The organism is Streptomyces sp. LARHCF249 (assembly GCF_052871255.1).
This window is the reverse complement of the sequence record NZ_JBIXJQ010000013.1, coordinates 195,331-217,922: the sequence shown is the minus strand read 5'-3', so window position 1 is coordinate 217,922 and position 22,592 is coordinate 195,331. Positions and strand designations below refer to the sequence as shown.

Genomic DNA, 22,592 nt, shown 5'->3' with positions numbered 1-22,592 from the left:
GGATCAAACTCTCCATGAATGTTTACCCGTAATCGGGTGCACACACACGCAGAGCGGGACGATCATGTCGGAATAAGACCGACCGTCCACTGCGTCCTCGCTGTGTAATTGCCTGCAAGCACTCCACAAGGAAGCCTCACAGGTCTTTTTCAAAGGAACCTCATCCACCGAAATGGACGGGGTATCAACTTTTGGCGTTGATTTTTGGCACGCTGTTGAGTTCTCAAGGAACGGACGCTTCCTTTGTACTCACCCTCTCGGGCTTTCCTCCGGGCTTTCGTTCTGTGTTTCCAACCTTACCAGATCATTTCCTCGCCCTGCTTCTCGAAAGTCGCAGTCGGTTTGGATTTGAATTCGGTGACCGTTGGAGGGTCTGTGCCTTTCGGCGCTCCGCTACGTTAGCGCTTTTCCCTTGCCATTCATAATCGAGTGGCCGGCGGAGAAATTCGGGCATGCCGAAGAAGACCCCGCCAGGGGTACGTCGTAGGTAGTGGGTTGGCCGCTCCGGAGGTCTGCCGATGGCAGTGCCCCGTTCAAGCGGCTCGGGCTACGTTAGGCGTCCGGTAGGGCCGAGTCAAGTTGAGCGGCGGCGTGGCGCGTGGGCTCGGTACGGGCTCACCGTCGGGTCGTGGGTGATCCAGAAGCGGTACGGATGGGCCGCGCCGGCGCCGCTCACGCCGGTACGCGGGCCGCTGCTCACCAGGTCGGGCGAGGTGGGGGTGCCCCCAAGGAGGGACAGGGGGGAATCGGGGCCGCCGCAGAGATCGGTCCCGTCGAGGGAGCGGTCCACGTCCAGGGCGGTGGCCAGCCGGGCCGGGCCTTTGGCGAATTCTCCCGGGTATCTGGCGGAAAGTCGGCGTTTGGCTGCCAAGTCGGCGCCCACCGTGACCTCACCCGCGCGCAGCAGCACACCGCTCGCGTGGCCGGGGGGCCCGCACACCAGGTTGAGGCTGAACCACATGCCGTAGATGAAGTAGACGTACGCATGTCCGGGCGGACCGAACATCGATGCGTTGCGGGCCGTGCGGCCGCGGTACGCGTGGGAGCCCGGGTCCGATTCGCCCTCGTACGCCTCGACCTCCGTGATGCGCAGTTCGATGAGTCCGTCCGGGCTGCGGCGGACCAGGGTGCGGCCGAGGAGGTCCGGGGCCACGGTGAGGACCGGGCGGTCGAAGAAGGACCGGGGAAGGGGCGTACGGTCGGGGCGCGCGCTCATCCGGTCGAGCGTACTGGAACGCGTACCCCTGCAACCGGGGCCTAAGGTTCCGCGTTGGTAAGGGGTAGTCGCACAAGCCTTCAAGGGGAGTCAGAGCATGGGGTTCAAGAAGCTGTTCGCGAGCCTGGGTGCCGGTGGTGCCTCGGTGGACACGGTCATCACGGAGCCGAACGTCGTGCCGGGCGGGATCGTCCAGGGCGAGGTCCGGATCCAGGGCGGATCCGTGGAGCAGCAGATCGAGGGGCTGTCCGTCGGGCTGCAGGCGCGGGTCGAGGTCGAGGGCGGTGACCAGGAGTACAAGCAGGACGTCGTCTTCACCAAGCAGCGTCTCGGCGGTGCGTTCCAGGTGCAGGCCGGCGCGGTGCACGTGGTGCCCTTCGGGCTGGAGATCCCCTGGGAGACGCCGATCACCCACTTCGGGGGCCAGCAGCTGCACGGGATGAACATCGGGGTGAGCACCGAGCTGGAGATCGCGCGTGCGGTCGACGCGGGCGACCTCGACCCGATCAACGTGCACCCGGTGCCGGCGCAGCAGGCGATCCTCGACGCCTTCCGGCAGCTGGGCTTCTCCTTCCGCAGCGCGGACATGGAGCGCGGGCACATCCGCGGGACGCGGCAGACGCTGCCCTTCTACCAGGAGATCGAGTTCCTGCCGCCGTCGCAGTACCGGGGGCTGAACCAGGTCGAGCTCACCTTCGTCTCGGACGGCCGGGAGATGGACGTCATTCTGGAGATGGACAAGAAGCCCGGGCTGTTCAGCGAGGGCAGTGACACCTACCGCTGCTTCCAGGTGGGGCTGCAGTCGTACCAGGGGACGGACTGGGCGGCGTACCTCAACCAGTGGATCGCGTCGGTCGGTTCACAGCGCAACTGGTTCTAGGCTCGGCCCCGTACGCGTATCCGATACAGGAGGTACAGCAGTGGCCGAGCAGAGCAGGGCGCCCCTACCGCACGACTTCCACCCGGAGGTGCACGCCTTCACGGTGACCAGTACGGATGTCGCACCGGGTGCCGATCTGGGTGACGCCCAGGTGCTCGAGGGCGGGAACGTGTCCCCACAACTGCGGTGGGAGGGGTTCCCGGAGGGGACGAAGAGCTTCGCCGTGACGTGCTTCGACCCCGACGCGCCCACGGGCAGCGGGTTCTGGCACTGGGTGCTCTTCGATCTGCCGGTCTCGGTCACCGAGCTGCCGGCCGGGGCGGGCAGCGGGAAGTTCGAGGGGCTGCCGGCCGGGGCCGTGCACGTACGGAACGACTACGGGACCAAGGACTTCGGCGGGGCTGCCCCGCCGGCCGGGGAGCGGCACCGGTACGTCTTCACCGTGTACGCGGTGGACGAGGAGAAGCTGGGTCCCGACGGGGACGCTTCTCCGGCCGTCGTCGGGTTCAATCTGCGCTTCCACACGCTCGGGCGCGCCCAGCTGATCGGTGAGTACGAGGCGCCCGCCGGCTGACAGTTCTCCGAGCGTTTGCCCGGTCCTGGTCTAAAGACGACCCGGACCGGGCATTTTTATTGCGTTGTCCCGCGTGGCGCCCGCGGCCAGAGTGGTTGCGGGCCCGGCCATATGGGTGGTCGCGGGCCTGCACACGGGAGGTGGGCGAGATGCGGGACACGCTGGTGCTGAATGCGAGCTTCGAGCCGCTGTCGACGGTGACGCTGAACCGCGCTGTGGTTCTGGTGCTCCAGGACAAGGCCGTGGTCGAACAGTCGCATCCCGAGCTGCGCGTGCGCGCCGCCACCATGGATCTTCCGATGCCCCGTGTGATCAGACTCTGCAGGTACGTCCGGGTGCCCTTCCGAAGACACGCTCCCTGGTCGCGGAGGGGGGTGCTGGTCCGGGACCAGCACCGGTGCGCGTACTGCGGGAAGCGCGCGACGACCGTGGACCACGTGCTGCCGCGGGCGCAGGGGGGTGGGGACACCTGGCTGAACACGGTGGCCTCGTGCGCCGAGGACAACCACCGCAAGGCGGCGCGGACTCCGGAGGAGGCGGGGATGCCGCTCCTCCGGAAGCCGTTCGTGCCGTCGCCGGCGGACGCCATGCTGCTGGCCCTGGGGGTGGCGGGGCGGGAGGCCCTGCCGGAGTGGCTGGAGCGCTCCGCTTCCTCGTATGCCCCGTCTGCCGCGTAGGCGGACTCGCTGGGCGACGTAACTCTGCTACGTCGCTCAGCGGACCAGCAGCTGGACGATGGCGAGGATCCCGACCGTGACGATGACGCCGCGCAGCACGGTCGGCGAGAGGCGGCGGCCGACCTTGGCCCCGATCTGGCCGCCGATGGTGGAGCCGACGGCGATGAGCAGGACGGCCGTCCAGTCGAAGGTGGCGACGAAGAGGAAGAGGACGGCCGCGATGCCGTTCACCATGGCCGCGATGACGTTCTTCACGGCGTTGATCCGTTGCAGGTCCTCGCGGAGCAGCAGGCCCATCAGGCCGACGTAGAGCACGCCCTGGGCGGCCCCGAAGTAGCCTCCGTAGGCGCTGGAGAGCAGCATGCCGGAGAGCAGGACGGGGCCGCCGTCGGGGTGGCCGGGGTCGGTGCCCGCGGCTTCCTGGCGGCGGCGCAGGGCTGCGGCGAGCCGGGGCTGGAGAACGACGAGCACGAGGGCCAGTCCGATGAGGACGGGCACGATCGTGTCGAAGGACTCGGACGGCAGAGTCAGGAGCAGGACGGCGCCCGCGACTCCGCCCACGAGGGACACGGCGCCGAGCCGCAGGATGCGGGCGCGCTGGCCCTGGAGCTCCTTGCGGTAGCCGATGGCTCCGCTGATGGAACCGGGCACCAGGCCGAGGGTGTTGGACACGTTGGCGGTGACCGGCGGCAGGCCGGTGGCGAGCAGCACCGGGAAGGTGATCAGGGTGCCGGAGCCGACGATGGTGTTGATGGTGCCGGCGCCGATGCCGGCGGCGAAGACCGCGAGTGATTCCCAGACGGACATCGAGAACATGGACATGGACTGGGCCATCCCCTTTGCATGAGTGAGTCGCCTCCCCGCCATGAAGGTCGAGGGGCCTCACTGATCATGCAGGAGGGGACGGCCGTTCAGTCGATGGGGGGCTGTTCCCGGCGGTCGGCGCTGCCCTTGTCGGCCGTACCGGAGTTGTCCTTGCCCGAGTTCTGCGGATTGAAGCCTGAAGAGCCTCCGCCCATCGGGCCGAAGTTGCCCATGGCTCCCGAGAGGCCCTTGAGCGCGTCTCCGATCTCGCTGGGCACGATCCAGAGCTTGTTGGCGTCGCCTTCGGCGATCTTCGGGAGCATCTGGAGGTACTGGTAGGCGAGGAGCTTCTGGTCGGCGTCGCCCGCGTGGATGGACTCGAAGACCGTACGGATGGCCTGGGCCTCGCCCTCGGCGCGCAGGGCGGCGGCCTTGGCGTCACCCTCGGCGCGGAGGATGGAGGACTGCTTCTCGCCCTCGGCGCGCAGGATCTCGGACTGCCGGACACCTTCGGCCTGGAGGATGGCGGCGCGCTTGTCGCGGTCGGCGCGCATCTGCTTCTCCATCGAGTCCTGGATGGAGGTCGGCGGCTCGATGGCCTTCAGCTCGACGCGGTTGACGCGGATGCCCCACTTGCCGGTGGCCTCGTCGAGGACCCCGCGCAGGGCGGCGTTGATCTCCTCGCGGGAGGTGAGGGTCCGCTCCAGGTCCATGCCACCGATGATGTTGCGCAGGGTGGTCACGGTGAGCTGCTCGATGGCCTGGATGTAGCTGGCCACTTCGTACGTCGCGGCGCGGGCGTCGGTCACCTGGTAGTAGATGACGGTGTCGATGTTGACGACCAGGTTGTCCTGGGTGATCACCGGCTGCGGCGGGAAGGGGACGACCTGTTCGCGGAGGTCGATCCGGTTGCGGATCGAGTCGATGAACGGGACGACGATGTTGAGGCCCGCGTTGAGGGTGCGGGTGTAGCGGCCGAACCGCTCGACGATGGCGGCGCTGGCCTGCGGGATCACCTGGATCGTCTTGACCAGTGCGATGAAGACCAGAACCACCAGAATGATCAGGACGATGATGATCGGTTGCATGCGGTTCCCCGTGCCCTTCCGGCTGTCTGTGCTGCCCCGTTGAACGGAGTCTCGCAGACCCGGGGCCCGCGAGCAGGCTGCTTGTCACATGACGACGGCGGTCGCCCCGTCGATCTCCACGACGTCGACCGACTGGCCGGGTTCGAAGCTGCTGTCCGCGTCGAGGGTGCGCGCCGACCAGATCTCGCCGGCGAGCTTGATGCGGCCGCCGCTGCCGTCGACGCGTTCGAGGACGACGGCGCTGCGGCCCTTCAACGCGTCGATGCCGCTGCGGTGTTGGGGCCGCTGGTCGCGGTGCCGGTTGGCGATCGGCCGTACGACGGCGATGAGCGCGACCGACACGACCGCGAAGACCAGGACTTGGGCCACCACTCCCCCGCCCAGGGCCGCCGTGACGGCGGCCGCGACCGCGCCGGCGGCGAACATGCCGAACTCCGGCATGGCGGTCAGGACGAGGGGGATGCCCAGTCCGACCGCGCCGATGAGCCACCACACCCATGCGTCGATGTCCACATGGTCATGGTAGGTCGGGTGGGCGCGGTCGGGACAGGGTGCGTGGGCCGGACTCCGGTGTATGTGGGCCTGCGCGGGCGGTACTAGCCCAGGGGCAGACCCTGCGCGGTCCAGCGGTCGTTGCCGTTGCGCTCGACGACCAGCGGGAGGCCGAAGCAGATCGAGAGGTTGCGCGAGGTGAGTTCGAGGTCGATCGGGCCCGCGGTGACGACCTTGCCCTGGCGGATCATCAGGACGTGGGTGAAGCCGGGGGCGATCTCCTCGACGTGGTGCGTGACCATGACCATGGAGGGCGCGAGCGGGTCGCGGGCGAGCCGGCCGAGGCGGCGTACGAGGTCCTCGCGGCCGCCGAGGTCCAGGCCGGCGGCGGGCTCGTCGAGGAGCAGCAGCTCGGGGTCGGTCATCAGGGCGCGGGCGATCAGCGTGCGCTTGCGCTCGCCCTCGGAGAGCGTGCCGAACTTCCGGTCGAGGTAGTCCGTCATGCCGAGGCGGTCGAGGAAGGCGCGGGCGCGCTGCTCGTCGATGTCCTCGTACTCCTCCTGCCAGGTGGCCGTCATGCCGTAGGCGGCGGTGAGGACGGTCTGCAGGACGGTCTGCCGCTTGGGCAGCTTGTCGGCCATGGCGATGCCGGCGACGCCGATGCGCGGGCGCAGCTCGAAGACGTCCACCTTGCCGAGGGTGCTGCCGAGGATGGAGGCGGCGCCCTTGGTGGGGAAGAGGTAGCTGGAGGCGAGGTTCAGCAGCGTGGTCTTGCCGGCGCCGTTGGGGCCGAGGATCACCCAGCGCTCCCCCTCCTTCACCGACCAGGAGACCTGGTCCACCAGAGCCCGGCCCTCGCGGACCACGGATACGTCCACCAGTTCCAGAACATCGCTCATGAGCGCGTTGTCTCCCCTTGCAGTGTCGGTTCGTCTGTGCCGCCTGTAGGCGCAGCCCCAGGGGAAAACCTACGCCACTCGGGAAGGGGTCCGGGGCCGGGGCCGGGCCGGGGGGCGGGTCCGTAGAGTTGGGGGATGCTTTTCGAACCGCGTTCAGGGCGGCTGGCCGCCTGGGGGAACGCTCTGCTGGCCGGTCTGGTTTCGCCCGACGAGGCCGTGTTGTCGATCGTGGCCGAGGACGCCGTGCACCGGGTGGCGGGGCTGCCGGGGGAGCCGGGTCCGGTCGGGCTCACGCTGGCGCTGGGACGGCTGCGGGCGCTGGGGGTGACCGGGCTGCGGGTGGCACTGCCGGCGCCGGGTCATCCGCTGGGGCTGAGCGGTCCGGCGGAGTTCAACGCGCGGGCGCTGGACGCGGAGGAGGCGGTGGTGTGCGTGGGCGCTGCGCTGGGCCTGGTGCCGGAGGTGGCCGAGGCCGGGCCGGCGGGTGACGTGCACGTGTCGGTGACCTGGCACTGCCTGCCGGTACGGGAGGCGCCGCCGGCGGACGTGCCCTCGCTCGGCGAGGCGGAGCGGGAGCTGGCGGAGGCACTGCGCGAGGCGGCCGTGGTGCTGACCCGGCTGGACGTGGCGGGGTCGGGGCCGGTCGCGGACGCCGCGCTGTCGGCGTACCGGGCGCGGGCGGAGGCATCCGGCCAGGAGATGCTGGCGCCGGGGTACCCGTCGCGGGCGGTACGGGTGCTGGCGCTGGCGCAGCGGGTGGACCTGATGGTCTCGCTGGCGTACGAGAAGGGGCACGGGGGCGCGGTGGCCGCCTCGGAGATGGCGGCGCGGGCCGAGGCGCTGCGTCCGGTGGAACGGGTGGCCCGGCGGGCGCTGGTCGCGGCGTACAACGCGGCCGTTGAGGAGCGGGAGCGGGGTCGCTAGGCCGCCGGGTCGCCGGCGGGGCTGATTTCTGCCCGGCCCGGTCTCTCACCACTGCGGCCCCGCTTCCCGGGGAGAGGGGGGAAGCGGGGCCGTGAGGCTGCCCCGGCGCCGAATGGCGCGAGGGGCGCGTGGAGAAGGGGTGTCAGGCGTTGACGCCCGTGTTGCCCCAGACGCCGTTGAGCAGGCCGATCACGGTGGCGGTGTTGCCGACCGCGTTCACGGGGACGTGGACCGGGACCTGGAGCAGGTTCCCGGAGGCCACGCCGGGCGAGTTCAGGGCCTCGCCCTCCGCCGACGCACCGCCGTGCGCCGCCGAGACACCCGCGCCGGCGGCGATGAGGCCGCCCGCGATCATGGTGACGGCTGCGGCCTTCTTGATGTTCTTCACGTTCTCGTCCTCCAGTACGTCTGCCGCGACCAGCCGTCGCGGCACGCCATGGAAAACGGTCAGCCGGCGATCGGGATACGCCATGTGGGCTACATACACCCGACCGTATGAATCTCAGTCCGGAACGAGACGATCCGATATTCGCCGCTCATTCGGCGAGTCCGTGCCTGACCGCCCACAACGCGGCCTGGGTCCGGTCGGAGAGGTCCAGTTTCATCAGGATGTTCGAGACGTGCGTCTTGACCGTCTTCTCGGACAGGACGAGCGCGCGGGCGATCTCCCGGTTGGAGCGGCCGTCCGCGACGAGCCCCAGGACCTCGCGCTCGCGGTCGGTCAGCGAGCCCGGCCGGCCCGCGGCGGGGCTCTGGCCCTCCTGGGCGAGCAGTACCTCCGCCACCTCCGGCTGGAGGAGCACGTGTCCGGCGTGGACGGAGCGGATGGCGCCGGCCAGGGCGTCGGGGTCGATGTCCTTGTATACGTATCCCGCCGCGCCGGCCCGCAGGGCGGGGACCACGGTGCGCTGCTCCGTGAAGCTGGTGACGATCAGCACCCGCGCCGGGTTCGCCAGCTCGCGCAGCCTGCGCAGCGCCTCGATGCCGTCGGTGCCCGGCATCTTGACGTCCATGAGGATCACGTCGGGCCGCAGCTCCTCGGCGCGGGCGATGCCCTCCTCGCCGTCGGCGGCCTCGCCGACCACCTCTATGTCCTCCTGGACCTCCAGGAAGGTGCGCAGCCCCCGGCGGACCACCTGGTGGTCGTCGACCAGCAGGACGCGGATGCCGCTTCGGCCTGCGCCGTCAGCCACCGGGAACCTCCATTTCGATCGTGGTGCCCTTGCCGGGCGCCGAGTGCACGGTGAGCCGGCCGCCGACGCCGCTCGCCCGGTCCCGCATGGAGACCAGGCCCAGGTGGCGGCCCGCGCTGCGGACGGTGTGGGGGTCGAAGCCCTTGCCGGAGTCGACGACCTCGAGGACCGCTCCCCCGGCGGGGCTCCTGGCCAGGGTCACCTCGACGCGGTCGGCGCCCGAGTGGCGCAGGGCGTTGTGGAGGGCTTCCTGGGCCACCCGCAGGAGTGCCTCCTCCTGGGTCGCGGGCAGCGCCCGTACTCCGTCACAGGTGAAGGTGACGTGCGCGGTGTGGGCGCGGTCGAGCACCTGGACCTGGGTGCGCAGGGTGGCGATCAGGCCGTCTTCGTCCAGCGCGGCCGGGCGCAGCTCGGTGACGGCGGCGCGCAGCTCGTCGGCGGCCTCCGCGGCCAGGGCGGCCACCTGCTGGAGCTCGTCCTTGGCGCGGGCCGGGTCGCGGTCCACGAGGGCGGCGGCGGCCTGGGCGGTGAGGCGGAGCGAGAAGAGCTTCTGGCTGACGGCGTCGTGCAGCTCGTGGGCGAGCCGGGAGCGCTCCTCGGCGATGGTGAGCTCGCGGCTGCGCTCGTAGAGCCGGGCGTTGGTGAGCGCGATCGCCGCGTGCTGGGCGAGGAGGGAGAGGAGTTCCTCGTCCTCGTCGGTGAAACCGCGGCGGGCGCCGGGGGCGCCGCGCTTGTTGGCGAGGAAGAGGCAGCCGAGGGTCTCCTCGCCGTCCCGGACGGGCAGGCCGAGGAAGTCGGACATCTCGGGGTGGGCGGCCGGCCAGCCCTCGAAGCGCGGGTCCTTGCGTACGTCGGCCAGCCGCTCGGGGCCGTCCTGGTGGAGCATCGCGGCGAGGATGCCGTGCTGGCGGGGCAGCGGGCCGATGCGGCGCCACTGTTCGGCGCTGATGCCGTCCACGACGAACTGGGCGAAGCCGCCGTGGTCGTCCGGAACGCCCAGGGCCGCGTACTCGGCGTCCAGGAGCTCGCGGGCCGACACGACGATCGTGCGCAGGACGTCGCGGACCTCGAGGCGGCGGCTCATGGCGAGGAGTGCGGTGCTGACGGCTGCCAGGCCGCTGGGGGGTCCGGTCTGCATGCGCTCACCGTACTCGGGGGTGTGACCTGCGGGATCGGGCCGCGGACGTAGGTCCAAGGAACCGGTACGGGTGGGGCTCGCGGCCGACGCGGCGGCGGGGGCCCGGTTCCTAGGTTGGGGGCATCTGCTGATCCAGAACGAGGCGAGGGGTGCGGTCATGTCGGTCGCGATGGTGACGGGGGCGTCGAGGGGACTGGGGCGGGCGCTGGCCGGGGAGCTGGCGGCGCGCGGCTGGGACCTGGTGCTGAGCGCGCGGGGCGCGGGGGCGCTGAAGGAGGCCGCTGCCGAGCTGGAGCAGGCGGCCGGGGTGCGGGTCAGGGCGGTGGCGGGGGACGTGTCCTCGGCGGAGCACCGGGCGGCGCTGGTGGCGGCCGCGCGGGAGCTGGGCGGGCTGGACCTGCTGGTGAACAACGCCGGGGTGCTGGGGGCGGAGCCGTTGGTGCCGCTGGCGGTCCATCCGCTGGACGGGCTGCGCGAGGCCTTCGAGGTCAACGTGGTGGGGCCGCTGGGGCTGCTCCAGGAGGGGCTGCCGCTGCTGCGGGCCTCGGAGGCGGGGGCGGTGCTGAACATCAGCTCGGACGCGGCGGTGGTGGCGTACGCGACGTGGGGGGCGTACGGGGCGACCAAGGCGGCGGGGGATCTGATGTCGGGCGTGCTGGCGGTGGAGGAGCCGGGGCTGCGGGTCTGGTGGGCGGACCCCGGTTCGATGCGGACGCGGATGATGGCGGCGGCCGAGCCCGGCGAGGACCTGGCGGGGCTGCCCGCACCGGAGGAGGTGGCGCCGGTGCTGCTGCGGCTGGTGGCGGAGCGGCTGCCGAGCGGGCGCTACACGGCCGATGGCCTCGCGGCGGGCCGGACGGACGGCGAGCGGTGAGCGGGCCGTCGGCGCCACCGGAGAAGGGACTACATATAAGGGACATTCCGCCTGACCTCGTGGCCCGGGTGCCGGCCGAGCAGCGCGGGCCGGGGCTGGGCCGGGACTCCGTACGGCTGCTGGTCTCCCGGGGGAGCGAGGAGGTGTCCCTGCACGCCTTCCGGGAGCTGCCGGGGCTGCTGCGGGCCGGGGACGTACTGGTGGTGAACACGTCGGCCACTCTGGCGGCGGCCGTGGACGGCCGGCTGGGCCGCGAGGGCGTGGTGGTGCACTTCTCGACCCGGGGGGACGACCGGCGCTGGGCGGTGGAGCTGCGGGACCCGGCCGGCGGGGGGACGACCCGGCCGCGTGCCGGGGGGCCTGCGGGGGCCCTCGTACGGCTGCCGGGCGGGCACGCCCTCGTACTGGAGGAGCCCCTGTCCGCGGGGGCGGACCGGCTGTGGTGGGCGCGGCCCTCGACGGATGACATCGCGGGCCTGCTCGGGGCGCACGGGCGGCCCATCCGGTACGCGTACACCGAGCGGGACCAGCCGGTGTCGGCCTACCAGACGGTGTTCGCGGTGCCGCGGGCCGACGGGGCGGGGTCGGCGGAGATGCCGAGCGCCGCCCGGCCCTTCACGGCGGAGCTGGTGGCGCGGCTGGCGGGCAGGGGGGTGCAGATCGCCCCGGTGACCCTGCACACGGGGGTGGCCTCGCAGGAAGCGCACGAACCGCCGTACCCGGAGCGGTACGAGGTGCCCGCGGCCACGGCGTCGCTGGTGAACGCGGCACGGGCCGCGCGGCGGGCAGGGGCGGCGCGCAGCGCCTCGGCCGGGGGCGGCGGCCGGGCGGCGGGCGGGCGGGTGATCGCTGTGGGGACGACGGCGGTGCGGGCCCTGGAGTCGGCCGCGGACGCGGAGGGGCGGGTCCGTCCGGCCCGCGGCTGGACGGATCTGGTGGTGACGCCGGAGCGCGGGGTGCGGGTGGTGGACGGTCTGCTGACCGGGCTGCACGAGCCCGAGGCGTCCCATCTGCTGATGCTGGAGGCCGTCGCCGGGCGTGCCGCCGTACGGCTGGGGTATGCGGAGGCGGTGGCCCGGCTCTGCCTTTGGCACGAGTTCGGGGACGTCCATCTGCTACTCAGGGATGAGACCGGTCACTGAGTGAATTGCTTGCGCAACGCACGGTGAGACCGTTACGTGCTCGATGTGAGCCCGCGCATAGGACCCACATCACTTACTAAGCTCCCTAGTGGACGGGTAAAGACCCTGTCAGCACGGGCGCGCGTAGCGCCGGGGCCGGAAATCGGGCCTCGGCGCCCGGCCCTGATCCACTAAGCGGGATCGTACGTCACACCTTTGCCACAAGTTTTTGCCGCCGCTAAGAATTGCTCTCGCCGCACAGCGCCGCGGATCCCCGGATCCTGGCGGCGCCTTCCTGCGGCTCCCGCGATTCGAAGAGGTTGCCCCGCCATGTCTGCTTCCAGCACTCCCGGTCACAGTCGTCTGACGAAGGCACACAAGCTGTCCATTGCCGGCGTCGCCACGTTCAGTGCCGCCGCGCTCGCCTTCTCCCTGGTTCCGGCCGACGCGGCCGAGGCCGAGACGGTCGCCGCCGCGCCCGTCGCCTGGACCCAGGTCGTCGACGGCGCCCAGGCGAACGCCGTGCAGCAGCACCTCTCCGTGCAGCAGGTCGTCGCCGACAAGGCGGCGAAGGACGCGGCCAAGGCGAAGGCCGAGGCCGCCGCGAAGGCCAAGGCCGAGGCCGAGGCCGCCGCGAAGAAGGCGCGCGAGCAGAAGGAGGCCGCGAGCCGGTCCGCCGCCCGCACCCCCGTCTTCGCGAACAACCTGGACGGCTGGATCAAGGAAGCCCTCTTCATCATGAAGAAGGAAGGCATTCCGGGCTCCTACGCCGGTATCCACCGCAACATCATGCGTGAGTCCAGCGGCAACCCGATGGCGATCAACAACTGGGACATCAACGCCCAGAACGGCATCCCCAGCAAGGGTCTGCTCCAGGTCATCCTGCCGACCTTCAAGGCGTACCACGTCAAGGGCACCAAGTTCGACCAGTACGACCCGGTCGCCAACATCGTCGCCGCCTGCAACTACGCGGCCGACCGCTACGGCTCGATGGACAACGTCAACAGCGCCTACTAGGACGCCGACGGCATCGACACCCCCATGCGCCTGAGGGCGGCACCCGGTACTCCGGGGGCCGCCCTCAGGCGTTTGTGCGCGTACGAAGGACGCGCGGACGCGCGGACTACTTGCCGGCGCGCATGACCTCGGGCTCGTGGCGGCGCAGCAGACGCTGCACCGCGAAGCCGCAGGCGATGCCGATGAGCAGCAGGATGGTGATGTTCAGGCTCCACTGGCCGACCGTGGCGTCCCAGAGCGGGTCGGTGTTGGTCGGGTTCTCGGCGTCCCACGGCGGCATGAGCGTGCCGAGGTTCAGCGTGGTGCCGGCGGCGGCGATGGCCCAGCGGGACGGCATCAGCCAGGCGAACTGCTCCAGGCCCGGGGAGTCGTACACCTGGAAGAGGATGCCGGTGAAGACGACCTGGACGATCGCGAACATGACCAGCAGCGGCATGGTCTTCTCGGCGGTCTTCACCAGCGAGGAGATCACCAGGCCGAACATCATCGAGGTGAAGCCGAGCGCGATGACCGACAGGCAGATCTCGACGGCCGGCGGCATGATCAGGCCCTCGGTGGGCAGATCGCGCGGGAAGAAGCCGATCGCGCAGATGATCACGCCCTGGATGGCCGTGATGACGCCGAGGACGATCACCTTCGACATGAGGTACGCGGACCGGTACAGGCCGGTCGCGCGCTCACGCTCGTAGATCACGCGTTCCTTGATCAGCTCGCGGACCGAGTTCGCGGCGCCGGAGAAGCACATGCCGACCGCGAGGATCAGCATGATCGTGCCGGCGTCGCCGTTGAAGCGGGACGGCGCGACCGGCGGTGCGAGGCCGAACTTCGCGGGGATCACCGTGGAGACCACGCCCAGGACGGCGGGCAGGAGCACCATCAGTGCGAGGAAGCCCTTGTCCGACACGATCACGGACACGTAGCGGCGGATCAGCGTCCACAGCTGCGAGCCCCAGCCCTGCGGCTTCGTCGGGTGCATCTGCTGGGCCGGCGGCATGGCGACCGACTGCGGCGCGACGGAGTCGAGGTCGGCGGCGTACAGCTGGTAGTGCTGGGAGCCCTTCCAGCGCCCCGCCCAGTCGTAGTCGCGGTAGTTCTCGAAGGACGAGAAGACGTCCGCCCACGTGCTGTAGCCGAAGAAGTTCAGCGCCTCGTCCGGCGGGCCGAAGTACGCGACCGAACCGCCCGGGGCCATGACCAGCAGCTTGTCGCAGAGCGACAGCTCGGCGACCGAGTGCGTGACGACGAGGACCGTGCGGCCGTCGTCGGCGAGCCCGCGCAGCAGCTGCATGACGTCGCGGTCCATGCCCGGGTCGAGGCCGGAGGTCGGCTCGTCCAGGAAGATCAGCGACGGCTTGGTGAGCAGCTCCAGGGCCACGGACACGCGCTTGCGCTGACCACCCGAGAGCGAGGTGATCTTCTTGTCCTTGTGGATGTCGAGCTTGAGCTCGCGCAGCACCTCGTTGATGCGGGCCTCGCGCTCGGACTCGGCGGTGTCGCCGGGGAAGCGCAGCTTGGCCGCGTACTTCAGCGCGGTGCTGACCTTCAGCTCCTTGTGCAGGATGTCGTCCTGCGGGACCAGGCCGATGCGCTGGCGGAGCTCCGCGAACTGCTTGTACAGGTTGCGGTTGTCGTAGAGGACGTCACCCTGGTCGGCGGGCCGGTAGCCGGTCAGCGCCTTGAGCAGGGTCGACTTTCCGGAGCCGGACGGGCCGATGACGCCGATCAGCGACTTCTCCGGGACGCCGAAGGTGACGTCCTTGAGGATCTGCTTGCCGCCGTCGACGGTGACCGTCAGGTGGCGGGCCGAGAAGGAGACCTCACCGGTGTCGACGAACTCCTCGAGGCGGTCACCGACGATCCGGAACGTCGAGTGGCCGACGCCGACGATGTCGTTCGGGCCGAGCAGCACGGTGCCGGACTTGGGCAGCGGCTGGCCGTTGACGTAGGTGCCGTTGTGGCTGCCGAGGTCGTGGATCTCGAAGCGGCCGCCGGGCATGGAGCGGAACTCGGCGTGGTGGCGGGAGACCTGGAGGTCGGAGACCACCAGTTCGTTCTCCAGCGCACGGCCGATCCGCATGACGTGCCCCAGCGAGAACTGGTGGAACGTCGTCGGGCTGCGGTCGCCCCCGTGGTGGGGGGCGGCCGCCTGCGCCGGGCGGGCCGCGGCGGGGCCGCCGCCCTGCTGGTGCGGCAGGTGCGGCTGCTGAGGCTGCTGCTCCCAGTGCTGCTGCTGGGGCTGCGCCTGCGGGGCCTGGTAGGCCGGCGCCTGCGGCTGTGCGTAGGCCTGGGCCTGAGCCTGGGCCTGTTGGGCCACGGCCGGTTGGGGCGCCGCGGCGGCGACGGGATTCAGCCGCGGGCCGTCGGTGGCGTTGCCCAGGTGTACCGGCGTGCCCGGCACGAGCTCGGCCTGCTGCACCCGGGCGCCGTGCACGTAGGTGCCGTTGGTGCTGCCGTGGTCCTCGATGCCCCAACCACGGCCGTTCCAGCTGATGGTGGCGTGTCGCCACGACACCCGGGCGTCATCGATCGCGATGTCTCCCTGGGGGTCGCGCCCCAGCGAGTACGACCTGGACGGATCGAGCGTCCAGGTCCTTCCATTCAATTCCAGTACGAGTTCCGGCACTCCAGCCCCACTTAAGTCCCCCGAGATCCCCCATGACGTCAGGGAGTCTAGGGATGGCGAACATCCGGGGGAACTATTTCAGGCCTGCGGCCACATGTGGAATCGGGGCCTCGTAGAGGCGTCTACGCCTGCCCGTTGACGGGGGCGAAAGTCACCCGGAGAGTGAGATAGGGGACTTCTCGCCCGGCGGTCCCGCTCGGCACACCTCGGGGAGCCGCTCATGCGCCGCATCCGTTGGGGAGACGTCCTGATGTCCGGCATCGCCGCCGCGGGCTGGTCGCTGCTGGCGATGGCCGTGGTCGCCGCGCTCGGGCTGCACCTGTTGGGCGCCGACGCGGCGGGGGGCTCGCTGGCGGCGATGGCCGCGGCCGTGGTGGTCCTGGCCGTGGGCGGCACCGTGACCCCCTCGGGGGACGTGTCGGTCTTCGGGGCGGGCGGGGCGGGCGCCGAAGCCTCGCTGGACATCATGCCGTTGGGGGTGGCGCTGGCCGGAGCCCTGGTGCTGGCCCACCTGTTCCTGCGCTCGCTGCGGGCGGGCGCGCCCGCCGGTGAACTCCCGGCGCGGGCGGCGGTGGTCGTGGCGCTGTTCGTCGCCGCGGTGGGGGTGGCGGCGTGGGCCGGGCACGACGTGGTCACCCTCGACGGGGCCGTGCTGCCGACGGCTCCGGCCCGGGTCGAGGTGCCGGGGATCGGGGACATCGGCGGGCTGCTCCCGGACCGCATCGGGGACCTGATCGAGACGCGGGCCCGGATGGGGTTCTCGGTGGAGCCCGAGCCGACCCTTCGGGCCGCGGGGGTGTGGGCCGCGGTGGTACTCGCGGTGGCGCTGCTGGTCTCGCGGCGCGGGCCCGCGGCCCTCGCCCGGTGGCGGCCGGCCGCCTCGGCGGTGGTGGCGATGCTGCTGGTGGCCGTGGCGGCCGGACTGGCGGCGGCGGTGTGGGCGGCGCTGGGCGACGAGCATCCCGGGCGGGTGCTGGGCGCGGCCCTGCTGGGCGCGCCGAACGGCGCCTGGGCGGGGGTGCTGCTGGGCCTGTTCGTCCCGCTGGCCGGCCGGGTCACCGGCGCGCCGGCCCGGCTGCTGCCGGATCCGCTGGACGAGCTGCTGACGGGCTCCGCGCGGGAGCCGGTGACGGTGGCGCGGCTCGCGGAGTACGACGGGCGGGTGTGGCTGCTGGTGGCGGGGGCCGGGCTGCTGCTGCTCTACGCGGGCGTGCTGGCCGCCGTACGGACTCGGGGGTGCGGGATCGCCGGGCGTGCGGCGCGGCTGTCGGCCGTGACCGGGGTGGCGCTGGCGGCGCTGGTGTGGCTGACGGCGCTGTCGGCGGATGCCTCCCTCGCGGTGCTGGGGGTGGACGCGGTGGACGCCGGTGTGGAGCTGCGGGGGGCCGTCCCGCCGGCCCTGGCGCTGGGCGCCGTCTGGGGCGCGGCGGCCGGCGCCCTCGGGGCCCTGCTGGGCCGCCGCCGCCCCGTGCCGGGGCCGGGGCCCGTCTCTGACCCGGCCGCCCGCCCGGCGTGGCCCGAGCCGCGCCGGGGCCCGGTGCCGGGGCCGCGGTGGCCCGAGCCCCAGGCGCCGGCGGCCTCGTACGGCCAGGGGCCGCCGCCCGGCCGGGTCCACCCGTACCCGGATCCGGATCCGGACGGCTCCTGGGACGTGACGGTCACCGGCATCCCGCCGAGGCCGCCCCCGCCACCGAAGCCGCCCCGGCGCCCGCCCTTCACGCCGCCTCCCCCACCGGGGGCACCACCGCCGCCGAAGCCGCCGGGGCCGCCGAAGCCGCGGTGACCGTCGGCACGGGGGCCGCTGCGCGGAGCCGCTCCCCGCCCCGCCCTTCCACCGTTCCCCGGGCTCTGCCGGGACACGGCGCGTCGAGAAGGAGTGCGGCGCGTTCAAGAGGTGGGACGGGGGTCCTGTCCTGCGGGACGGGAAGATACGGTGAGAGCACCATGAGCGCATCGCAGACCTCCGACGTCCCCACCCTCCTCGTCAAGATCTTCGGCAAGGACCGTCCCGGGATCACCGCCGGGCTGTTCGACACCCTCGCCGCCTACTCCGTCGACGTCGTCGACATCGAGCAGGTCGTCACCCGTGGCCGCATCGTCCTGTGCGCCCTCGTCACCAAGCCGACCGCCGGCACCGAAGGCGAGCTGCGGGCCACCGTCCACAGCTGGGCCGAATCGCTCAAGCTCCAGGCCGAGATCCTCTCCGGCACCGGTGACAACCGTCCGCGCGGCAGCGGCCGGTCCCACGTCACCGTGCTCGGGCACCCCCTCACCGCCGAGTCCACGGCGGCCATAGCGGCCAAGATCACCGCGACCGGCGGCAATATCGACCGTATCTTCCGGCTCGCCAAGTACCCGGTGACGGCCGTGGAATTCGCCGTCTCCGGCTGCGAGACCGAGCCGCTGCGCACCGCGCTGGCCCTGGCGGCCGCGCACATCGGCGTGGACGTGGCCGTCGTGTCGGCCGGGCTGCACCGCCGGGCCCAGCGCCTGGTCGTCATGGACGTGGACTCGACCCTGATCCAGGACGAGGTCATCGAGCTGTTCGCCGCGCACGCCGGATGCGAGGCCGAGGTGGCCGAGGTCACCGAGCGGGCCATGCGCGGCGAGCTCGACTTCGAGCAGTCGCTGCACGCCCGGGTGGCGCTGCTGGCGGGGCTGGACGCCTCCGTCGTGGACAAGGTCCGCGCCGAGGTGCAGCTGACCCCGGGCGCCCGGACGCTGATCCGCACGCTCAAGCGGCTCGGCTACCAGGTGGGCGTGGTCTCCGGCGGTTTCACCCAGGTGACGGACGATCTGCGGGAGCGGCTGGGGCTGGACTTCGCCTCCGCCAACACCCTGGAGATCGTCGACGGGAAGCTGACCGGCCGGGTGACCGGCGAGATCGTGGACCGGGCGGGCAAGGCCCGGCTGCTGCGCCGCTTCGCCGCGGAGGCCGAGGTGCCGCTGTCCCAGACGGTGGCCATCGGCGACGGCGCGAACGACCTGGACATGCTGAACGCGGCCGGGCTGGGCGTGGCCTTCAACGCCAAGCCGGTGGTCCGCGAGGCCGCGCACACGGCGGTGAACGTGCCGTTCCTGGACGCGGTGCTGTACCTGCTGGGGATCACCCGCGAGGAGATCGAGGCCGCCGACCTGGCCTGAGGCCCTGCTCCTGTCCGTACGACGCGGGAGGGCCCCGGCGGCGCATTCGGCTGCCGGGGCCCTCCCGTACGTGCTGCCCCGGTCAGTGCTCCTTGGGGGACCAGAAGTCGAGCAGGGTGCCCGCGCCGGGTTCCAGGGACTTCCACGGGCCGGTGAAGGAGACGACGGCGAGCGCCCCGGTCGGGAAGCCGGTACGCGTCATCCGCTCCAGGGAGTCGTCCTGCGCGCGGCTGGACAGGACGTCGGCGAGGGCGTGCATGCCGGGGTTGTGCCCGATGAGCAGGAGGTGGTGGACCTCGTCGGGGGTCTCGTTCAGCAGGGCGATGAGCTCGCCCGGCGAGGCCTCGTAGAGCCGCTCTTCGTAGTGGGTCTTCGGCCGGTGCGGCAGCTCCTGGACGGCGACCTTCCAGGTCTCGCGGGTGCGGGCGGCGGTGGAGCAGAGGGCCAGGTCGAAGGTGATGCCGGTTTCGGCCAGCTTCAGACCGACGGCCGCCGCCTCCGCGCGGCCGCGTTCCGCCAGCGGGCGGTCGTGGTCGGACACCTGCGGCCAGTCGGCCTTGGCGTGCCGGAGGAGGGCGATCCTGCGGGTTGTGTCGGCGCTCATGGCTCCCAGCTTCGCATGAAACGGGCCACGGGGCGCAGGGTGTTGAGGGCCCGTACCCGGTGGTGGGGCACGGCCCCGCGCACCCCGGCGCACGCCCGGTCAGCCGACGGCGCGCAGCAGCTGCTGGGTGACGTGGAGCAGTCCGGTGGCCTCGCCCGCGGCGGCGTGGGCCTCGCCGGATCCGGCGAGGAGGAGCAGGAGCAGGCCGAAGGCGAGCGCGGGCAGGGCCAGCGCCCACCAGTGCAGGCGGGCGTCGGCCCCGTGCCGGGCGCCGGCCGCGGCTCGGGCGGCGGGCGGGAGGGTGCGGGTGTGCGTGGGGGCCGACATGGCCGCCTCCGGGGGGTGCCGACGGGACTGGCTCGCTCCTTCGAATCTATGGATTCGAAGGAGCGGTTCCCATCCGGGTCACACCCCAGTTCACCCTGACCCTGGCCCCCTAGGGGTGGGGGGGTTATCCCCACCCGGCTGTCAGGGTGAGGCGATCGTCGCGATGACGGCGATGATCACGGACACGGCGAGCATCGCGCCGAGCACGAGGCCGAGCTTCTTGTGGCCGTTCTGGGGGTTGGGTTCGAGTACGGGCGACATGCCGGTCAGTCTCGCATGCCGCATTCGTCCTCGATCGTGCGGTCCCGGCCGGCCAGGATGCCCAGGGCGATCTGCGGGACGAGCAGTCCGGCCATGAGGGCCAGCGGCAGCTCCCATCCCCCGCTGTGCTGGTAGAGCGTGCCGATGACCAGGGGGCCGGGGATGGAGATGAGGTAGCCGGTGCTCTGGGCGAAGGCGGAGAGCTTGACGACGCCGGCCGGGGACTTGGCGCGCAGCCCGATCAGGGTGATGACCAGGGGAAAGGCGCAGTTGGAGACGCCGAGCAGGAGCGCCCAGGCCCAGGCGCCGGCGGCGGGGGCGAGGTAGAGCCCGAGGTAGCCGGTGAGGCCGAAGAGGCCGAGGACGGCGGCCAGGAGGCCCTGGTTCTTCATCCGGCCGGCGAGGCCCGGGATGACGAAGGCGAGCGGGACGCCCATGACCATGGTGACGGCGAGCAGCACTCCGGCGGTGGAGGCGGAGACCCCGGCGTCGCGGAAGATCTGCGGGAGCCAGCCCATGGTGATGTACGCGCCGGTGGCCTGGAGGCCGAAGTAGCAGGCCAGGGCCCAGGCGGTGCGGCTGCGGACGATCCGGGGGCCGGTGTCGGCCCGTACGCCGGCCCCTCCGGCGGAGCCGGCGGCCGCAGCCCGTTCGGCCCGTGCGGCCCGCCGGGAGGCGCGGGCGATGGGCAGCCAGGGCAGTACGGCGGCCACCGCGAGCAGGGCCCACATCAGCAGGCCGGTGCGCCAGCTGTCGCCGAGCGCCTCGGTCAGCGGGACGGTCGCGGCGGCGGCGAGCGAGGTGCCGGCGGCCAGTGCCATGGAGTACAGGCCGGTCATGGTGCCGACCCGGTCCGGGAAGTAGCGCTTGACGATGACCGGGAGCAGGACGTTGGTCAGGGCTATGCCGGCCAGGGACAGGGCGCTGGCGGCGAGGAAGGCGGCGGCGCTGTCGGCGAAGGGGCGGATCAGCAGGCCCGCGGCGACGGCGGCCATGCCGGCGCAGATCACGGCGGCCGGGCCGAAGCGGCGGGAGAGCCGGGGCGCGGTGACGCCGAAGACGGCGAAGCAGAGGGCGGGGACGGAGGTGATCAGTCCGGCGACGGTGCCGCTCATGCCCAGGCCCGTGCGGGTCTCCTCGAAGAGGGCGCCGAGGCTGGTGATGGCGGGCCTCAGGTTGAGGGCGGCGAGCACGATGCCGACGATGAGGACCGGGCCGAGCCAGGCCGGCTGCGCCGGGGCGCGCGGGGTGGTGAGGGCGGCGGCCCGCCGCCGCCCGGGCTTGTGGCCCCCGGCGGGACGGTCGAGGATCTTGATTTCGTCGTCGAACATTCAACCATCATAGAATCATGGGATGATTGGTTGTCCAGTCGCCATCGAGAGGAACCCATGCCGCTGACCTCACCCCGGCGCTCCGCGCTCGTGGACCAGGTGATCGCCCAGTTGCGGAACCAGATCACTTCCGGCGAGTGGCCGGTGGGCTCCCGCATCCCCACCGAGCCGGAGCTGGTGGAGCTGCTCGGCGTCGCCCGCAACACCGTGCGCGAGGCCGTCCGGGCGCTGGCGCACAACGGTTTGCTCGACATCCGGCAGGGCTCGGGCACGTACGTCCTCGCCACCAGCGAGCTGGCCGGCGTGATGCACCGCCGCTTCGCCGGGGCCGACCCGCGGCACATCGCGGAGCTGCGCTCGACCCTGGAGTCCTCGGCGGCCCGGCTGGCGGCGGAGCGGCGGACCGAGCGGGACCTCGTGCAGCTGGACGCGCTGCTCGCGCGGCGCGAGGAGGCCTGGGCGGGCGGGGACGCGGAGGTGTTCGTGGCGGCGGACGTGAGCCTGCACATGGCGGTGGTCGCGGCCTCGCACAACGACGTGCTGATCGGGCTGTACGCGGACCTCGGGGATCTGGTCGCGGACTGGCTGCGCACGGATGTGGGTCCCGAGCTGCACCCTTCCGCGCACCTGGACCACGCCCGGCTGATCGAGGCGATCCGGCGGGGGGACGGGGACACGGCCGCCTCCGAGGCGGCGGGCTATCCGTTCGCCTGCCTCGGCAGCGGCGCGGCCGGCACCGGCTGAGCTCCGTTCACGGCCGCTGGTGGCTGACCCAGGCCGAGCGGACCTCCTTCCAGCAGCGGCTGACGAGCTCGACGCGCCCGGCCGGGCCGACGGCCACGGGGGCGCCGTCGCCGTCCACGTCCCACCAGCGGTCGCACTCGACGTGCAGCCGCACCAGGTCGGTCTCCGGGTAGGCGTTGTGGCAGTACGCCGTCACCTGCGAGCCGCTGATCTCGGTGTCGCAGTCGGCGCCGAAGAGGTCCCGGGCCGGGGTCCGCGCGGGTTGCACGGGCGGCTCGGCGGGGATCTCGGAGAGGTCCACGGCGGCCGGGGCGACGGCCTCGGGGCCGGACACGGGCTCGTCGGGCGCGGCCTGCTGCGCGACGGCGCCGGGGCCCAGCAGTGCGGTCAGGATCACCGAGGTGACCAGCAGCGATACGGCTCCGCTCGGTCTCGCGCGCAATCCCGTACCTCCTCCCCGCCGCCAGCCGGGAAGATCCCGACTCGGCCAGTTTGCAGGCATCTGTCCCGGTTTTCGACTCGGGAAGATCCGATCAGCCGGTGAACATCCGATCGAACGCGGGAAAACGGCGGCGGGGGGGCCCGCCCCGGGGGGGGGGGGGGGCCCCCCCCCGGGGGGGGGGGGGGGCGCCCGCCCCCCCCCCCCGGCCGCCGCCCCCCC

At 72.1% G+C, this 22,592-nt stretch carries 24 protein-coding genes; 10 read left to right on the top strand and 14 right to left on the bottom strand.

The window, feature by feature from the left end:
• Nucleotides 1-574: 574 nt before the first annotated feature.
• Nucleotides 575-1,216: a DNA-3-methyladenine glycosylase gene (locus ACIPUC_RS31515; RefSeq protein ID WP_446593788.1), complete on the bottom strand. Its 642-nt coding sequence runs from the start codon at nucleotides 1,214-1,216 to the stop codon at nucleotides 575-577.
• A 97-nt stretch (nucleotides 1,217-1,313) separates the two neighbouring features.
• Between ACIPUC_RS31515 and ACIPUC_RS31510 the strand changes: the two genes are divergently transcribed.
• The 3 genes from ACIPUC_RS31510 (at nucleotide 1,314) to ACIPUC_RS31500 (ending at nucleotide 3,347) form a co-directional block, all read left to right on the top strand.
• Nucleotides 1,314-2,096 (top strand): sporulation protein, encoded by a 783-nt coding sequence (locus ACIPUC_RS31510; RefSeq protein ID WP_446593787.1) that lies wholly within the window; start codon nucleotides 1,314-1,316, stop codon nucleotides 2,094-2,096.
• Nucleotides 2,097-2,136: 40 nt separating this feature from the next.
• The gene (locus ACIPUC_RS31505; RefSeq protein WP_446593786.1) at nucleotides 2,137-2,670 is read left to right on the top strand and encodes a YbhB/YbcL family Raf kinase inhibitor-like protein; all 534 of its coding nucleotides are present in this window, start codon (nucleotides 2,137-2,139) and stop codon (nucleotides 2,668-2,670) included.
• Nucleotides 2,671-2,819: 149 nt separating this feature from the next.
• Nucleotides 2,820-3,347 (top strand): HNH endonuclease, encoded by a 528-nt coding sequence (locus ACIPUC_RS31500; protein ID WP_446593785.1) that lies wholly within the window; start codon nucleotides 2,820-2,822, stop codon nucleotides 3,345-3,347.
• 36 nt (nucleotides 3,348-3,383) lie between these two features.
• Here the strand turns inward: ACIPUC_RS31500 and ACIPUC_RS31495 are convergent, their stop codons facing one another.
• From ACIPUC_RS31495 to ACIPUC_RS31480, 4 genes are all read right to left on the bottom strand, one after another.
• Nucleotides 3,384-4,154 (bottom strand): sulfite exporter TauE/SafE family protein, encoded by a 771-nt coding sequence (locus ACIPUC_RS31495; RefSeq protein ID WP_446593801.1) that lies wholly within the window; start codon nucleotides 4,152-4,154, stop codon nucleotides 3,384-3,386.
• Between the two features lie 104 nt (nucleotides 4,155-4,258).
• Nucleotides 4,259-5,239, bottom strand: coding sequence for an SPFH domain-containing protein (locus ACIPUC_RS31490; protein ID WP_446593784.1), 981 nt, complete (start codon nucleotides 5,237-5,239; stop codon nucleotides 4,259-4,261).
• A gap of 84 nt (nucleotides 5,240-5,323) precedes the next feature.
• Nucleotides 5,324-5,752, bottom strand: coding sequence for an NfeD family protein (locus ACIPUC_RS31485; protein WP_446593783.1), 429 nt, complete (start codon nucleotides 5,750-5,752; stop codon nucleotides 5,324-5,326).
• A gap of 83 nt (nucleotides 5,753-5,835) precedes the next feature.
• Nucleotides 5,836-6,630, bottom strand: a complete 795-nt coding sequence (locus ACIPUC_RS31480; RefSeq protein WP_446593782.1) for an ABC transporter ATP-binding protein — start codon at nucleotides 6,628-6,630, stop codon at nucleotides 5,836-5,838.
• 135 nt (nucleotides 6,631-6,765) lie between these two features.
• Here ACIPUC_RS31480 and ACIPUC_RS31475 point away from each other — a divergent pair, with 135 nt between their 5' ends.
• Complete coding sequence (locus tag ACIPUC_RS31475; protein WP_446593781.1) at nucleotides 6,766-7,554, top strand: hypothetical protein; 789 nt, start codon at nucleotides 6,766-6,768, stop codon at nucleotides 7,552-7,554.
• Nucleotides 7,555-7,696: 142 nt separating this feature from the next.
• Here the strand turns inward: ACIPUC_RS31475 and ACIPUC_RS31470 are convergent, their stop codons facing one another.
• The 3 genes from ACIPUC_RS31470 to ACIPUC_RS31460 all read right to left on the bottom strand — a co-directional run bounded on the left by ACIPUC_RS31470 (nucleotide 7,697) and on the right by ACIPUC_RS31460 (nucleotide 9,885).
• Nucleotides 7,697-7,942 (bottom strand): chaplin, encoded by a 246-nt coding sequence (locus ACIPUC_RS31470; RefSeq protein ID WP_446593800.1) that lies wholly within the window; start codon nucleotides 7,940-7,942, stop codon nucleotides 7,697-7,699.
• 148 nt (nucleotides 7,943-8,090) lie between these two features.
• Nucleotides 8,091-8,747, bottom strand: a complete 657-nt coding sequence (locus tag ACIPUC_RS31465) for a response regulator (RefSeq protein ID WP_446593780.1) — start codon at nucleotides 8,745-8,747, stop codon at nucleotides 8,091-8,093.
• On the bottom strand, nucleotides 8,740-9,885 hold the full coding sequence (locus ACIPUC_RS31460; protein WP_446593779.1) for a GAF domain-containing sensor histidine kinase: 1,146 nt from the start codon (nucleotides 9,883-9,885) through the stop codon (nucleotides 8,740-8,742). The genes ACIPUC_RS31465 and ACIPUC_RS31460 overlap by 8 nt, the downstream gene beginning before the upstream one ends.
• A gap of 157 nt (nucleotides 9,886-10,042) precedes the next feature.
• On the opposite strand from ACIPUC_RS31460, the gene ACIPUC_RS31455 reads away from it, so the two are divergent.
• The 3 genes from ACIPUC_RS31455 to ACIPUC_RS31445 all read left to right on the top strand — a co-directional run bounded on the left by ACIPUC_RS31455 (nucleotide 10,043) and on the right by ACIPUC_RS31445 (nucleotide 12,897).
• Complete coding sequence (locus ACIPUC_RS31455) at nucleotides 10,043-10,759, top strand: SDR family NAD(P)-dependent oxidoreductase (RefSeq protein WP_446593799.1); 717 nt, start codon at nucleotides 10,043-10,045, stop codon at nucleotides 10,757-10,759.
• Nucleotides 10,756-11,901, top strand: coding sequence for an S-adenosylmethionine:tRNA ribosyltransferase-isomerase (locus ACIPUC_RS31450; RefSeq protein WP_446593778.1), 1,146 nt, complete (start codon nucleotides 10,756-10,758; stop codon nucleotides 11,899-11,901). Before ACIPUC_RS31455 ends, ACIPUC_RS31450 begins: the two co-directional genes overlap by 4 nt.
• 309 nt (nucleotides 11,902-12,210) lie before the next feature.
• Entirely contained in the window at nucleotides 12,211-12,897 is a 687-nt protein-coding gene (locus tag ACIPUC_RS31445; protein ID WP_446593777.1) for a transglycosylase SLT domain-containing protein, read from the top strand.
• 106 nt (nucleotides 12,898-13,003) lie between these two features.
• On the opposite strand, the gene ACIPUC_RS31440 is transcribed toward ACIPUC_RS31445, so the two are convergent.
• The gene (locus tag ACIPUC_RS31440; protein ID WP_446593776.1) at nucleotides 13,004-15,520 is read right to left on the bottom strand and encodes an FHA domain-containing protein; all 2,517 of its coding nucleotides are present in this window, start codon (nucleotides 15,518-15,520) and stop codon (nucleotides 13,004-13,006) included.
• A gap of 220 nt (nucleotides 15,521-15,740) precedes the next feature.
• Between ACIPUC_RS31440 and ACIPUC_RS31435 the strand changes: the two genes are divergently transcribed.
• The gene (locus ACIPUC_RS31435; protein WP_446593775.1) at nucleotides 15,741-17,303 is read left to right on the top strand and encodes a streptophobe family protein; all 1,563 of its coding nucleotides are present in this window, start codon (nucleotides 15,741-15,743) and stop codon (nucleotides 17,301-17,303) included.
• A gap of 161 nt (nucleotides 17,304-17,464) precedes the next feature.
• Entirely contained in the window at nucleotides 17,465-18,664 is a 1,200-nt protein-coding gene (gene serB / locus ACIPUC_RS31430) for a phosphoserine phosphatase SerB (protein WP_446593774.1), read from the top strand.
• Between the two features lie 82 nt (nucleotides 18,665-18,746).
• Here the strand turns inward: serB and ACIPUC_RS31425 are convergent, their stop codons facing one another.
• The 4 genes from ACIPUC_RS31425 to ACIPUC_RS31410 all read right to left on the bottom strand — a co-directional run bounded on the left by ACIPUC_RS31425 (nucleotide 18,747) and on the right by ACIPUC_RS31410 (nucleotide 21,187).
• On the bottom strand, nucleotides 18,747-19,268 hold the full coding sequence (locus ACIPUC_RS31425) for a SixA phosphatase family protein (protein WP_446593773.1): 522 nt from the start codon (nucleotides 19,266-19,268) through the stop codon (nucleotides 18,747-18,749).
• A gap of 99 nt (nucleotides 19,269-19,367) precedes the next feature.
• Complete coding sequence (locus ACIPUC_RS31420) at nucleotides 19,368-19,595, bottom strand: hypothetical protein (RefSeq protein WP_446593772.1); 228 nt, start codon at nucleotides 19,593-19,595, stop codon at nucleotides 19,368-19,370.
• A 141-nt stretch (nucleotides 19,596-19,736) separates the two neighbouring features.
• Nucleotides 19,737-19,856, bottom strand: a complete 120-nt coding sequence (locus tag ACIPUC_RS31415) for an SGM_5486 family transporter-associated protein (protein ID WP_446593771.1) — start codon at nucleotides 19,854-19,856, stop codon at nucleotides 19,737-19,739.
• Between the two features lie 5 nt (nucleotides 19,857-19,861).
• A complete protein-coding gene (locus ACIPUC_RS31410) occupies nucleotides 19,862-21,187 on the bottom strand; it encodes a CynX/NimT family MFS transporter (protein WP_446593770.1) in 1,326 nt (441 codons plus the stop codon).
• A gap of 57 nt (nucleotides 21,188-21,244) precedes the next feature.
• Here ACIPUC_RS31410 and ACIPUC_RS31405 point away from each other — a divergent pair, with 57 nt between their 5' ends.
• A complete protein-coding gene (locus ACIPUC_RS31405) occupies nucleotides 21,245-21,931 on the top strand; it encodes a FadR/GntR family transcriptional regulator (protein ID WP_446593769.1) in 687 nt (228 codons plus the stop codon).
• A gap of 7 nt (nucleotides 21,932-21,938) precedes the next feature.
• Here ACIPUC_RS31405 and ACIPUC_RS31400 read toward each other — a convergent pair whose 3' ends face one another.
• Nucleotides 21,939-22,373 (bottom strand): hypothetical protein, encoded by a 435-nt coding sequence (locus ACIPUC_RS31400; protein ID WP_446593768.1) that lies wholly within the window; start codon nucleotides 22,371-22,373, stop codon nucleotides 21,939-21,941.
• Nucleotides 22,374-22,592 lie beyond the last annotated feature (219 nt).

Bases quoted from the DNA above. Each gene is read 5' to 3' on its own strand.
- ACIPUC_RS31445 (WP_446593777.1), top strand. From the start codon at position 12,211: ATGTCTGCTTCCAGCACTCCCGGTCACAGTCGTCTGACGAAGGCACAC.
- ACIPUC_RS31510 (WP_446593787.1), top strand. From the start codon at position 1,314: ATGGGGTTCAAGAAGCTGTTCGCGAGCCTGGGTGCCGGTGGTGCCTCG.
- ACIPUC_RS31420 (WP_446593772.1), bottom strand. From the start codon at position 19,595: ATGTCGGCCCCCACGCACACCCGCACCCTCCCGCCCGCCGCCCGAGCC.
- ACIPUC_RS31490 (WP_446593784.1), bottom strand. From the start codon at position 5,239: ATGCAACCGATCATCATCGTCCTGATCATTCTGGTGGTTCTGGTCTTC.
- serB (WP_446593774.1), top strand. From the start codon at position 17,465: ATGAGCGCATCGCAGACCTCCGACGTCCCCACCCTCCTCGTCAAGATC.
- ACIPUC_RS31495 (WP_446593801.1), bottom strand. From the start codon at position 4,154: ATGTCCGTCTGGGAATCACTCGCGGTCTTCGCCGCCGGCATCGGCGCC.
- ACIPUC_RS31480 (WP_446593782.1), bottom strand. From the start codon at position 6,630: ATGAGCGATGTTCTGGAACTGGTGGACGTATCCGTGGTCCGCGAGGGC.
- ACIPUC_RS31415 (WP_446593771.1), bottom strand. From the start codon at position 19,856: ATGTCGCCCGTACTCGAACCCAACCCCCAGAACGGCCACAAGAAGCTC.
- ACIPUC_RS31500 (WP_446593785.1), top strand. From the start codon at position 2,820: ATGCGGGACACGCTGGTGCTGAATGCGAGCTTCGAGCCGCTGTCGACG.
- ACIPUC_RS31435 (WP_446593775.1), top strand. From the start codon at position 15,741: ATGCGCCGCATCCGTTGGGGAGACGTCCTGATGTCCGGCATCGCCGCC.
- ACIPUC_RS31475 (WP_446593781.1), top strand. From the start codon at position 6,766: ATGCTTTTCGAACCGCGTTCAGGGCGGCTGGCCGCCTGGGGGAACGCT.
- ACIPUC_RS31460 (WP_446593779.1), bottom strand. From the start codon at position 9,885: ATGCAGACCGGACCCCCCAGCGGCCTGGCAGCCGTCAGCACCGCACTC.
- ACIPUC_RS31425 (WP_446593773.1), bottom strand. From the start codon at position 19,268: ATGAGCGCCGACACAACCCGCAGGATCGCCCTCCTCCGGCACGCCAAG.
- ACIPUC_RS31455 (WP_446593799.1), top strand. From the start codon at position 10,043: ATGTCGGTCGCGATGGTGACGGGGGCGTCGAGGGGACTGGGGCGGGCG.
- ACIPUC_RS31515 (WP_446593788.1), bottom strand. From the start codon at position 1,216: ATGAGCGCGCGCCCCGACCGTACGCCCCTTCCCCGGTCCTTCTTCGAC.
- ACIPUC_RS31405 (WP_446593769.1), top strand. From the start codon at position 21,245: ATGCCGCTGACCTCACCCCGGCGCTCCGCGCTCGTGGACCAGGTGATC.
- ACIPUC_RS31410 (WP_446593770.1), bottom strand. From the start codon at position 21,187: ATGTTCGACGACGAAATCAAGATCCTCGACCGTCCCGCCGGGGGCCAC.